The organism is Streptomyces sp. NPDC001532 (assembly GCF_040298625.1).
Lineage (GTDB): Bacteria > Actinomycetota > Actinomycetes > Streptomycetales > Streptomycetaceae > Streptomyces.
The window spans coordinates 51,020-62,593 of sequence record NZ_JBEPAL010000023.1 but is presented as its reverse complement, the minus strand read 5'-3'; the positions used below and the strand labels follow the sequence as shown (position 1 = coordinate 62,593).

The window sequence follows — 11,574 nt, the reverse complement described above, 5'->3', positions numbered from 1 at the left end:
CGGGTCGGCGGTCGTGCGTGATGTCGGAGGTCTCGGCGGGCCGTCGGTCGGGAGGTGGTTGCCGAGGGGCTGGGTCTGGGACCGGCGGTCTACAGCGCCTTCGACTGGCTGAGGCCCACCGGGCTCGGCAAGGACCCGGTGGGCTTCGACGGGCTTCGGGAACCGGCCGGCGCCATGTCCTGACCACCCGGCTTCCGGTCCCGGGCGACGGCGTGGGCGGGTGGACTGCCCCGCCGCCGCCCGGGCAAGGGAGGCCGTCCGGCCGCGCGCGGTACGGGCCCTGAGGGCGGCGGGGCCTTAAGTCGCGCGGGACGCCGGCCCGACGGCGGCCCGTCCATCGCGCGTGACGCCGGCCCCACGGCGGCCCGTCGGTCGTGCGTGATGGCGGGGCTGGCCGGTCCGTCGGGCGTGCGCGAGGTGGTTGCCGAGGGCCGGCCAGTCGGTCGTGGGTGACGCCGGGGCGAGGGCGGTCCGTCAGCCGTGCGTGACGCCGGAGCGTGGGCGGTCCGCCAAGCGTGCGGGAGGTGGTCGCCGAGGGTGTCCGTCGGTCGTGTGTGATGCGGGGACCGAGGCCATCTCAGCCGTGACCGATGCGGTAGCCGACACCCCTGACCGTGATGATCCAGCCGGGTGCGCCCAGTTTCGCCCGCAGGCTGCTCACATGCGTGTCGATGGTCCGGCTGGAATCCGTCCACTGGGTGTCCCAGACCCGGGCCATCAATTCCCTGCGGGAAATGACGCTTTCCGGGTTCGCGGCCAGAAGATGCAGCAGCTCGAATTCCTTGGCGGTGAGATTGACCGGCTCGTCGTGCACCCGGACCTCTCGGGTCCGGCCGTCGATATGGAGTGGCCCGCGCGTGATGGTGCGGGCCGATTCCGGTTGCGGATAGGCCCGCCGCAATAATGCCTCTATACGGGCCGTCATCTCCCGCACACCACAGGAGGCGACGACACAGTCGTCCGCGCCTGCCTGGAGGGCGAGCACCCGGTCCACCTCTTCCGCGTCGCGGGCGGTGACGGAGATGATCGGCTTGTTGCCGGCCGCCCTGATCCGCCGGCACACCTCCAGACCGTCGATGTCCGGAAGGCTGAGGTCCAGCAGGACCAGATCGACGTGCTGATGGGACTTCAGCGCGGCCGCGCCGCTGTCCACGCAGTGCGCGACGTACCCGTGCCGGCGCAGCTCGGAGACGCGCGCCTCGGCGGCGGCGGGGTCGTCCTCGACCACCAGGACCCGGATCGTGCCGGTCTCGCTCACCTTCATGAAGTGCGCGAGGGCCGCCGGCGGCGGGACACGCACCACCGTGAAGTCTCTCGTCCGTGCGGTGATACCTCCAGGTGCCTCTGCGGCATGCAGTGTCATCGCTCCCCCTATCGCCTGCACCACCTAAAGAAACACACGTCCTGTTTTTTGTACACCCGGGAACGAGTGTCAGAAGGTGAGCAAACTGGGACAAACCGTCGCTACAGTGCAGCACTCTTGAGGCAAACTTGACATCGAGACCACCATTTGAGACGCCACGTCGCCAGAAAACCGAACGCTGTGTAAACAAACACTGTCATGACAGCCCTTCGTTGCGACGCCGTAAGGGAATATTGCATTCCGTATTTCTGGGCGGTCTAGGTGATCCAGTGTGCGACGTGCGCACTCCATGCGTTGCTGATGGCTTCAAAAATGCAAATGACTCCGGGGGTGAGCCCGGAGTCAGGAGAGAGGTCCCGGTGGCTACGCGAGCAGTCGCTCGGCCCGGTAGGGGGACATGTCGATCTTGGCCAGCACGCCGGGGCTGACGATGCTGGGCAGCAGGAGCTGATAGAGGGACGAGACCTCCTCGGTGAGGTCCAGTCCCTCTCCGATGCTCTCCGTCAGCAACTGGACACCGGTCCAGGAGCCCACGACGGCACGGGAGACGGCGGACGGATTGGCGTGCTGGAGCAGTTCGCCGCGCTTCTGGGCCTCGGCGAGCAGATCACGGCCCACGCTCACCCAGTCCGCCCAGCGTGTCCCGAACAGCCGACGTGCCTTGGGGTCGACGGAGAGCCGGATGGCCGCGCGCAGTATCGGCTCCCGGGGCACCCGGTGGGCGAGGACGAGGCCCAGGTCCACCCACTCCTGCATCTTGAACTGCTGTGGGCTGACGCCCTCGAGGGTCACCGCCTCGTCCAGCACCGCCCGCGCCATGTCCTCCTTGGAGGCGAAGTGGAAGTACAGAGCGCCACGTGTCAGCCCCGTGCGCTCGACGAGCGCGGCGATGGTCGCGGCGTCGTACCCGACTTCGTTGAAGAGGCCGGCCATTGACTCGAGAATGTGCTTGCGAGTGCGAATCGCTCGATCCTGCCTCACCATGACGCACCGCCCGCCCGTCCGATTCCCCGCAGTTGAACTCTCACAAAAGCCCCTTGCACGTGACTGAAGAGTCGGTATGTTATCAATCTGCGGCACAGCGAACAGACGTCCGAGTAGCGGTTCAACCCGGGGGAAGCCTTGCCCAGGACCACGCAGCCCTTCCATGCCCACCGCGACGACGCCGGGACGTCCCTTCCGGCACGGTTGGGCGAGTACACCCACCTCAGGCACGACGAGTCGGTCCTCGTCCAGGACTGGCACCAGGAGAGCACCCACACCTTCACCGTCCGGGTCCAGTGGCCCGCCCGCAGCGGCGCCCACCCGTACGACCCGCGGCTGCTGACGCAGACCATCCGTCAGTCCGGTCTCCTCGTCGCGCACGCGGCGTACGACGTCCCGACGCGGCATCAGACACTGCTCAACACACTGAACATCACGGTGGAACCCGGCTTCGAGGCGCGGGCCGGCGCCGACCTCCAGGTCGACGTCGCGGTCACGCGGACCGGCGGGCGCTCCGCCGGCCTCGCGATGGAGTTCCGCATCCGGCGGGGCGAGGAGACGGTGTGCCTGGCCGACACCGAGTTCGGCTGGGTGTCGCCCGGGGCGTACCGCCGGCTGCGCGGCCGTACGTTCCACGACTCGGACTGGGGCAGCTGGCCGCTCCCGCGGCCCGTCGCCCCGTACCTGGTCGGCAGGCGCGAGGACAACGACGTACTCCTCGCCCCCGACGGCACCTCGAACCGGTGGCAACTGCGCTGCGACATCTCGAACATCCTCCTCTTCGACCACCCGGTGGACCATGTGCCGGGCCTGGTGCTGCTGGAAGCCGCGGAGCAGGCGGCACGGGCCGCCTCGGGCGCCCGGCCCGTCGAGATCACCGACCTGAGCATCAGCTACCAGCGGTACGTGGAGTTCGACGAGCCGTGCCTGATACAGGCTCAGCCGCTGCCCACGCTGCTGCCGGGCTGGCTCGCCTTCGAGATCACCGGCTTCCAGCGCGACGAGCCGGCATTCCGGGCCCGGCTGCGCGGACTGCGGCACCGGGCGTAGCACGCCCCGGTCACCCGGCGGCGCGGCCCCGGTCACCCGGCGGCGCGGCCCCGGTCACCCGGCGGCGCGGCCCCGGCTCCCGGAACGCGAGCCGCACCCGCCGCCGGGTCACCGCCCCGACGAACGCGAGACCGACCGGCCCTCCGGATCACTCGTTGCCCGCAGGCTCCGTCAGACGGCTCGCCTCGACAGCGCCGGCCAACCGCGGCACCTCAGCCGCGAGACGGAGCGGACCTCGAACGTGGTCTCAGGCGTGGTCTCAGGTCTCCCGGCGCCGGGACACCGCGCACAGGGCGGCCGCGCCCAGGGCGCAGACGGCGGCCGCGAGCCAGACGACCACATAGCCGGACTCGGCGGGCTCGCCCGTGCGGTCGACGGTGAACGCGCCGAGCAGCGCGGCGAAGACGCCTCCGGCGGCGGCTCCGCCGAGCGTCTTCACGTTGTTGTAGAGGGCGGCGGCGATGCCGGTGCGGGAGACGTCCGCGGCCTCGACGATCACGGTCGGCATCGCGCCCAGCGCCAGACCGACGCCGAGACCGAGGAGCAGCGAGCCGGCCGCCATCTGCCACGGCCGCTCGTGGACGGCGGCGTACTGAAGGAACGACAGGGCCACCAGCCCGAAGGCCGTCACCAGGGTCGGGCGGTAGTCGATGCGCCGGGCGACCGCGGCGGTGGCCAGGGAACCCAGCACGGCCGCCACGTACCCCGGCAGCGACACCAGGGAGATGGAGAGCGCGGAGAGGCCGAAGCCGTAACCGGTGGCGTCCGGGTCGGCGGCGAAGAAGGTGGCGTTCGGGGCCTGGCTGCCGAAGTAGAAGACACCGAAGAGGAACGCGGCCAGATAGAAGGGCGCGGCGTCGCGGCCGGCCAGGGCCCGGACGTCCACCAGGGGCTCGGCCGTGCGCAGTTCCACGACGGTCCACACGGCGAGCAGCAGGACGCCCAGCGCGACCGGCCCCAGCACACCGGCCCCGGTCCACGACCCGTCCTCCGCCGCGCCCACCCCGGCGAGCAGCGCCAGCACCGCCGCGCCGAGCAGCACCACGCCGGGCCGGTCGACCCGGCCCGTGGCCCGGTGCGACGACTCGGGCACGGCGACGAAGGAGACCGGAACGCACAGCACCGCCAGCACGGCGGGCACCAGCAGGGTCGTACGCAGGTCGTCGAAGGCGGAGTGCAGCAGGCCCATCGCCAGGCCCCCGGCGAGTGAGCCGAAGGCCAGGGCGCCCACGAGGCGGGCGATGGCCCGGCGGGCGTCGGCCACCGGCAGCCGGTCCCGGACGAGCGCGATCTCCAGCGGCAGCAGCGCGGCCAGCGGCCCCTGGAGCAGCCGCCCGGCGAGCAGCACGGGATAGCTGTCCGCCAGGGCGACGAGGACGCTGCCGGCGGCGGTCAGCGCCAGGGCCAGCCGCAGCATGCGGCGGTGCCCGTGGAGGTCGCCCAGCCGCCCGAACAGCGGGACGCACACCGCGGCGGCGAGCAGCTGCGCGGAGATGATCCAGGAGGCGTCGGCGGAGCCGATGCCCAGATGGGTGGCGAGATCGGGCAGCAGCGGTGCGACCCCGGTCTGGAGGAAGCCGCTGGTGATCTCGAAGAGGACGAGCAGGCCGACGACGGCGTTGACGGAACCCTCGCGGGTGCGCCGGGCGGTCGGGGAGGTCGCGGTCACGGTGTCACTCCTGTGCGGACGGGTCGGCGAGCGGCGTGCGGGCCAGACGCCTCAGCGCCAGCCCGGCGAGCAGGGCCGCGGCGTACGGCAGGGCTCCGTCGTCGTAGACGGCCAGCGGCGAGTGGTTCATCGGCGCGGTCGCGGGGTCGGTGCCGGGCGGGCAGGCGCCGAGCCCCACGAAGGCTCCCGGTACCTCGCGCAGCACGAAGGAGAAGTCCTCGGAGCCGGCGATCGGGTTGGCCGCCGGGAAGGCCCGGCCGTCGCCGAGGATCTCCTGGGCGGTGCGCAGCGCGAAGTCGGCCTCGTCCGCGTCGTTGACGGTGGGCGGGTACTGCTCGACGTAGTCGACGTCCGCCACCGTCCCGTGGGCCGCCGCGATGCCGTGCACCGTGCGTTCGAACGCGCCGCGCACCGTGGTGCGGGAGGTGTCGGAGAAGGTCCGCACGGTGGCGGACAGGCGGGCCCGGTCCGGGATGACGTTGGGCGCGGTGCCCGCGCTGAGCTGCCCGACCGTGACGACGGCCGGGTCGAAGATGTCGACCTCCCGGGTGACCAGGGTCTGCAGGGCCGTGACCATCGCGCACACGGCGGGCACCGGGTCACCCGCCGAGTGCGGGGACGAGCCGTGGCCGCCCTTGCCGCGCACCGTGACATGGACGGTGTCGGAGGCGGCCAGCATGGTTCCCGGCCTGGTCGCGGCGTATCCGGTGGGCGCGCCGGTGGCGACCACGTGCAGGGCGTACGCGGCGACGACCCGCTGCCCGGCGGCGTCGAGCACCCCTTCCTCGATCATGATGCGCGCGCCGCCCTGACCCTCCTCCCCGGGCTGGAACATGAAGACGACGTCCCCGGCCAGTTCCGCCCGGCGGGCCGCGAGCAGCCGCGCCGCCCCGACCAGCCCGGCGGTGTGCAGATCGTGCCCGCAGGCGTGCATCCGCCCGTCGAACCGGGAGGCGTACGGCACCCCGCTCTGCTCGCGCACCGGCAGCGCGTCCATGTCGCCGCGCAGCAGCACCGCGGGTCCGGGACGTCCGCCGCGGAGCACGGCGGTGACGGAACTGAGGGCCCGGCCGAGGGTGATCTCCAGGCCGAGACCGTCCAGGGCGGCGAGCACCTTGGCCTGGGTGAGCGGGAGGTCGAGGCCCAGTTCCGGTTCCTCGTGCAGTGCGTGGCGCAGTGCGGCGAGGTCGGCGGCGAGGGCGTGGGCGTCGTGCAGCAGAGACATGCGCGTATCGTGGCGAGCACCGTCACCACCCAAGATCATCGGCAGGAAAGCACCGCCCATGGACCGGACCGCGCAGGAATCAGCCGCAGGCCCGGCCCATCTGGACGAGGTCGACCATCTGCTGATCACGGCTCTGCAGACCTCACCGCGCGCGGAGTGGGAGCAGATCGGCCGGGCCGTCGGCATCGACGCCACGGCGGCGGCCCGCCGCTGGCGCCGGCTCACCGAGGCCGGCCACGCCTGGCTGCACTGCTACGCCCCGGTCGTCGGATCCGTGGCCCCCGCCCTCGCGGTCATCGAGGTGGACTGTGTCGCCGGCTCCCTGCACGAGGTGGCCGCCCGGATCGTGGACGACCCCCACCTCATCACCATCGACCATGTGACCGGCGCCCGTGACCTGCTGCTGACCGCGGTCTTCCCCGACCAGGCGGCGCTCGCCCGCTACGTCGGCTTCCGCCTGGAGAGGCTGCCCGGCGTCGCCGCGACCCGCTCCCAGCTCGCCACCGCGGTGCACGCGGAGGGCAGCCGCTGGCGGCTGGACCGGCTCACCCCCGACGGACGGGAGGCGCTGCCGCACTACCGGCCCGGCACCGGCGTGCGCCGCGGCCTGGCCGCCGCCGACGACCTGGACCGCCGGCTGCTCGCCCTGCTCTCCGAGGACTGCCGGCAGCCGGCGGCCCGGCTCGCCCGGCGCACCGGTGCGAGCCCCACCACGGTCCGCAGGCGCCTGGACCGCTTCCACCGCGAGGAGGCCCTCATCTACCGGTGCGAGGTCGCCCGCTGCCTGTCCGGCTGGCCGGTCGCCGTCACCCTGTGGGGCGCCGCGCCGCCCGGCGACGCGGCACGGATCGCCGCCCAGCTGATCGCCCTGCGCGAGACCCGGCTGTGCGCCTCCCTCTCCGGCCCGCACAACCTGCTGCTGACCGTCTGGCTGCGCTCCATGGAGGACATCGCCGCCTTCGAGGCCCGGCTGAGCACCCGTTTCCCCGAACTGGCCGTCGCGGACCGCGCGGTCACCCTGTGGCCCCTCAAGCTGGGCGGCCAGATCCTCGATCCGAAGGGGCGCCACATCCGGGGCGTCCCGGTGGCGTTCTGGACGGATCCGCAGGCCGAACGCGCCGAGGCCGACCTGGTCCGGCGGTTGTCGGCACCGCCGCGTCCCTGACACCCAGTGATGTCCGCCGCCGGTTCGCCCCCAGGGCCGGAGAGGGGGCGGGCGGTGGTGAAAGGTCCGGCGAACGGGAGTGAGACCGGCGAGGAGGGGCCGACGGCGGGGAAGGGAGCCGGGCCACGCTGCCCACGGTGGACCACTTCTGACCAGGTCTGATCGTTCTCCTGCGCTTCGCGGACAAGCGCTCCACGCGGTTATCGGTCTGTCGCGCGAGGCCTCATACCAGAGCGGGACGGTCTGCGAGGGACTTTGTCAACTGCCCACCGCACATGTGGCGTTGCCGACTACTGTGAGTGTCCGTCGCGCGACCCCGCGCGTCCGGGCCCCGACCCACGGACCAGTACGAGGACACCGATGTCACACCTCCGCGCACCGGCCGCACGCGCAGACCGCCGTGAAGGCGGACGGCACGGACGACCGGTCGCCCGCACTGCCCCCGCACTGCCCGAGGCGCACATACGGTCCCAGCTGCTGCGCCTCGCCGTCCTGCCGCCCGTCGCGGTCGCCCTCGGAGGCTGCGCGGCGGTCCTGTTCACCGTCCGCTCCACCGGCGTACGGACCAGCCTCACGCTGTGGGCCGTTCTCGCCGGAGCCGTCTGCGTGGCGCTCGCCGGCATCGTCATCGCCGCCGTCGCCGCCCGCCGTGCCGCCCAGTCCGTGCACGAACGCCTCGCCGCACTGCGCCGCGCCGGCGCGCGCCGCGAGGCCGAGCTGCGCGCCCTCGTCGAGGGACTGCGGCGCGGCGAGATGCCGCCACCGCGCACACCGCGCGGCGAACCGGCCGAGGACGCCGACGACTTCGACCTGCTCGCCGCCGACCTCGCCCGCGCGCACGACGGGGCCGTCACCGCCGTCGTGCAGGCCGCGCAGCTTTCCAGCCAGACCGGCAGCGAACAGAAGCTGGAGGTCTTCGTCAACCTCGCCCGCCGGCTCCAGTCACTCGTGCACCGCGAGATCGCGATCCTGGACGAGCTGGAGAACGAGATGGAGGACCCCGACCTCCTCAAGAGCCTGTTCCACGTCGACCACCTCGCCACCCGGACCCGGCGCCACGCCGAGAACCTGGCCGTCCTCGGCGGCGCGGTCTCCCGCCGGCAGTGGAGCAACCCGGTCTCCATGACCGAGGTGCTGCGCTCGGCGATCGCCGAGGTGGAGCAGTACTCGCGGGTGAAACTCGTCCCCCCGATCGAGGGAACCCTGCGCGGGCACGCCGTCGCCGACGTGATCCACCTGCTCGCCGAACTCGTCGAGAACGCCACGGTGTTCTCCGCCCCGCACACCCAGGTGCTGCTGCGCGCCAACCTCGTCACCTCCGGGCTCGCCGTCGAGGTCGAGGACCGCGGCCTCGGCATGCCGGTCACCGAACAGGAGCGGATGAACGCCCTGCTCGCCGACCCCGACCAGGTCAACGTGGCCCGCCTGCTGGCGGACGGCCGCATCGGACTGTTCGTCGTCTCCCAGCTCGCCCGCCGGCACGGCATCGGCGTCCGTCTCCAGAGCAACATCTACGGCGGCGTACAGGCCGTGCTCGTCGTACCGCAGGATCTGCTGGGCGGAACGCCGGGCGCGAGCGGGGAGGTGCCGCGACCGCAGGCGGGCACCTCGCAGCCGCCCCCGCCCCCGCCCCCGCCGCCGACGGCCGCCCCGACCCCCCCGCGGCACGCACCGCGCCCGCACCCGGTCCCGTCCCGGACGGACGCCTCCCCGCTGCCGCAGCCCTACCCGGGCGTGCCGGGGCCGGCCAAGCCCCCGGCGGTCGCGTCGCCGGCCCCGCGCTCCCACCCGGGCGCGGCGCAGGTCCCGCACCCCCTCCCGGGCGCGGCGCAGGCCCCGCGCTCCCACCCGGGCGCGGCGCAGGTCCCGCACCCCCTCCCGGCCCAGCCGTTCGCGCCCCCCGCCCACGCCCCCGTGTCGCACCACCACGCCGCGCCGGAGCCCGGTTCGCACCGAGGTGCCGCCGTGCCGCTGCCCGTGCGCGGCGTGCGGGCGCAGCGGCCGAATCCGGCGGAGGCGGTGCCCGGTATCCGGGCCGAGGACCGGCCGGTCGTCGACGGGCACGACGGAGTGGCGCCCGTCCCGCGGCACCAGGGCGTGGTGCGCGGCACCATGGGCAAACCCCAGCTGCCCCGGCGGCGCGCCCAGGAGCACATCGTCCCCCAGCTGCGCGGCGGCCCCGCCCCGCGCCAGGACGGCGACGAGCCCGCCGGCCACGACCCCGGCCTGATGGCCGCCTTCCAGCGGGGCATCGGCCTCGCCGAGGCGCAGCAGAGCCTGGACCCGGCCGAGGGCGTCCATCGCGACCCCCTCGCCCACGCCGGGCCACCCGCTCCGGGCGTGTCCGCACCGGACGTACGTCCGGTCGACCCGGCCCGCATACCGCGGACGCGCCCCGTGCGGGCGACCGCGTCCCCCGAGGCGCACGGCGGGTCCGACCGCCTGCCGGCGCCCGCCACCGACCACCGTTCCACACCCCGGCACGACGGGAGCGCACCAGCCGGATGACCACCTCCACCACCCCCCACGCCACCCCCCATACCGCCCCTCACGCCACCCCCCACACCACCCCCACCCCGCGCCCCAGCGCTACCGCGGACCCTCGTACCCCAAGGAGTCGATCCACCATGGCGAGCGACGCCCCCACCGGCCAGGTATCCGATCTCGACTGGCTGATGAGCGGCCTCGTGCAGCGCGTCCCCCACACCACCAGCGCGGTGCTCCTGTCCTGCGACGGGCTGGTGAAGTCGGTGCACGGCCTCGACCCCGACAGCGCCGACCACATGGCGGCGCTGGCCTCCGGCCTGTACTCCCTCGGCCGCAGCGCCGGGATCCGCTTCGGCGACGGCGGCGACGTCCGGCAGGTGGTCGTCGAACTCGACTCGACGCTGCTGTTCGTCACCACCGCGGGATCCGGTACCTGCCTCGCCGTGCTCGCCGGCCGGGAGGCCGACGCGGCCGTGCTCGGCTACGAGATGGCGATGCTCGTCAAGAGCGTCCGCCCCTACCTGGTGACCGCGCCCCGACAGCACGCCGTCGAATCCACGGCGATGAGGCCTTGAGCGTGGCGGCGGCCGGCGACGGTCCCTGGCTCGACGAGGCCGCCGGACGGCTGGTGCGGCCGTTCACCGTCAGCAACGGCCGCACCCGCCCCACCGTCGCACTCGATCTGATGTCCCAGGTGATGGCCACCGGGGCCACCCCCATCGGCTACCTCGGTCCCGAACACGCGCAGGCCCTCGACCTGTGCCTGGCGCCCGTCTCGGTCGCCGAGGTCGCCGCCCATCTGACCCTCCCGGCGGTGGTCACCAAGGTGCTGCTGGCGGACCTTGTCGACTGCGGGGCGCTGACCACCAAGCCCCCCGCTTTCACCCACAACCCCACGGACCGGGCCCTTCTGGAGGCAGTGCTCGATGGACTACGACGACAGCTCTGACTACGACGACGGCAGCGGTGCGTACGACGACGGCGCCGACCCGTTCCCCACCGCACTGAAGATCCTGGTGGCGGGCGGGTTCGGGGTCGGCAAGACCACGTTCGTGGGCGCCGTCAGCGAGATCGCGCCGCTGAGCACCGAGGAACTGCTCACCACCGTCAGCGTCGGAACCGACAACCTCGACGGCATCGAGAACAAGATGGAGACGACCGTCGCCATGGACTTCGGTCGGATCACCCTCGACTCCGACCATGTGCTCTACCTGTTCGGCACCCCCGGACAGGAACGCTTCTGGTTCATGTGGGACGAGCTCTCCGAAGGCGCGCTCGGCGCGGTCATCCTCGCCGACACCCGCCGCCTGGAGGAGTGCTTCGCCGCCGTCGACTTCTTCGAGGAGCGCGGCCTCGGCTTCATCGTCGCCGTCAACGAGTTCGACGGCGCCCACCGCTACGACCCCGAGGAGGTGCGGGCCGCCATCGACCTCGACCCGGAGATCCCCATCGTCCGCTGCGACGCCCGGATCTCCGCATCCGGCGTCCAGACCCTGCTGACCCTGGTACGGCACCTCATCGCCCACGCGCCCGTCGTCCCCGCGCCGAGCCACGGCGCCCACCGGTGACCACCACACCCCCTAGCCCCACCGTACGGAGCCGCACATGACATCCGCCCCCAGCGACGGAGC

At 73.1% G+C, this 11,574-nt stretch carries 11 protein-coding genes; 7 read left to right on the top strand and 4 right to left on the bottom strand.

The features are described 5' to 3' along the window. Positions 1-54 precede the first annotated feature (54 nt). The gene (locus ABT232_RS21650) at positions 55-183 is read left to right on the top strand and encodes a hypothetical protein (RefSeq protein ID WP_351842281.1); all 129 of its coding nucleotides are present in this window, start codon (positions 55-57) and stop codon (positions 181-183) included. A gap of 394 nt (positions 184-577) precedes the next feature. Here the strand turns inward: ABT232_RS21650 and ABT232_RS21645 are convergent, their stop codons facing one another. Then, positions 578-1,300, bottom strand: a complete 723-nt coding sequence (locus ABT232_RS21645; RefSeq protein ID WP_351842279.1) for a response regulator transcription factor — start codon at positions 1,298-1,300, stop codon at positions 578-580. 426 nt (positions 1,301-1,726) lie between these two features. Next, complete coding sequence (locus ABT232_RS21640; protein WP_450871708.1) at positions 1,727-2,347, bottom strand: ScbR family autoregulator-binding transcription factor; 621 nt, start codon at positions 2,345-2,347, stop codon at positions 1,727-1,729. 138 nt (positions 2,348-2,485) lie between these two features. On the opposite strand from ABT232_RS21640, the gene ABT232_RS21635 reads away from it, so the two are divergent. Further along, positions 2,486-3,397, top strand: a complete 912-nt coding sequence (locus ABT232_RS21635) for a ScbA/BarX family gamma-butyrolactone biosynthesis protein (RefSeq protein WP_351842276.1) — start codon at positions 2,486-2,488, stop codon at positions 3,395-3,397. A 259-nt stretch (positions 3,398-3,656) separates the two neighbouring features. On the opposite strand, the gene ABT232_RS21630 is transcribed toward ABT232_RS21635, so the two are convergent. Both ABT232_RS21630 and ABT232_RS21625 read right to left on the bottom strand, forming a co-directional pair. Next, positions 3,657-5,066, bottom strand: coding sequence for an MFS transporter (locus tag ABT232_RS21630; protein ID WP_351842274.1), 1,410 nt, complete (start codon positions 5,064-5,066; stop codon positions 3,657-3,659). A gap of 4 nt (positions 5,067-5,070) precedes the next feature. Continuing rightward, a complete protein-coding gene (locus ABT232_RS21625) occupies positions 5,071-6,291 on the bottom strand; it encodes a M20 metallopeptidase family protein (RefSeq protein WP_351842272.1) in 1,221 nt (406 codons plus the stop codon). A gap of 58 nt (positions 6,292-6,349) precedes the next feature. Here ABT232_RS21625 and ABT232_RS21620 point away from each other — a divergent pair, with 58 nt between their 5' ends. From ABT232_RS21620 to ABT232_RS21600, 5 genes are all read left to right on the top strand, one after another. Then, a complete protein-coding gene (locus ABT232_RS21620; protein ID WP_351842270.1) occupies positions 6,350-7,456 on the top strand; it encodes an Lrp/AsnC family transcriptional regulator in 1,107 nt (368 codons plus the stop codon). A 360-nt stretch (positions 7,457-7,816) separates the two neighbouring features. After that, a complete protein-coding gene (locus tag ABT232_RS21615; protein WP_351842268.1) occupies positions 7,817-9,964 on the top strand; it encodes a sensor histidine kinase in 2,148 nt (715 codons plus the stop codon). Between the two features lie 119 nt (positions 9,965-10,083). Further along, positions 10,084-10,518 (top strand): roadblock/LC7 domain-containing protein, encoded by a 435-nt coding sequence (locus ABT232_RS21610; protein WP_351842266.1) that lies wholly within the window; start codon positions 10,084-10,086, stop codon positions 10,516-10,518. A gap of 2 nt (positions 10,519-10,520) precedes the next feature. After that, a complete protein-coding gene (locus ABT232_RS21605; protein WP_351842400.1) occupies positions 10,521-10,892 on the top strand; it encodes a DUF742 domain-containing protein in 372 nt (123 codons plus the stop codon). Continuing rightward, a complete protein-coding gene (locus ABT232_RS21600; RefSeq protein WP_351842264.1) occupies positions 10,870-11,511 on the top strand; it encodes a GTP-binding protein in 642 nt (213 codons plus the stop codon). Before ABT232_RS21605 ends, ABT232_RS21600 begins: the two co-directional genes overlap by 23 nt. Positions 11,512-11,574: the final 63 nt, after the last annotated feature.

What these genes read in the sequence shown, in the direction of transcription:
- ABT232_RS21620 (WP_351842270.1), top strand. Translation starts at nt 6,350, where the DNA reads ATGGACCGGACCGCGCAGGAATCAGCCGCAGGCCCGGCCCATCTGGAC.
- ABT232_RS21640 (WP_450871708.1), bottom strand. Translation starts at nt 2,347, where the DNA reads ATGGTGAGGCAGGATCGAGCGATTCGCACTCGCAAGCACATTCTCGAG.
- ABT232_RS21600 (WP_351842264.1), top strand. Translation starts at nt 10,870, where the DNA reads ATGGACTACGACGACAGCTCTGACTACGACGACGGCAGCGGTGCGTAC.
- ABT232_RS21610 (WP_351842266.1), top strand. Translation starts at nt 10,084, where the DNA reads ATGGCGAGCGACGCCCCCACCGGCCAGGTATCCGATCTCGACTGGCTG.
- ABT232_RS21625 (WP_351842272.1), bottom strand. Translation starts at nt 6,291, where the DNA reads ATGTCTCTGCTGCACGACGCCCACGCCCTCGCCGCCGACCTCGCCGCA.
- ABT232_RS21615 (WP_351842268.1), top strand. Translation starts at nt 7,817, where the DNA reads ATGTCACACCTCCGCGCACCGGCCGCACGCGCAGACCGCCGTGAAGGC.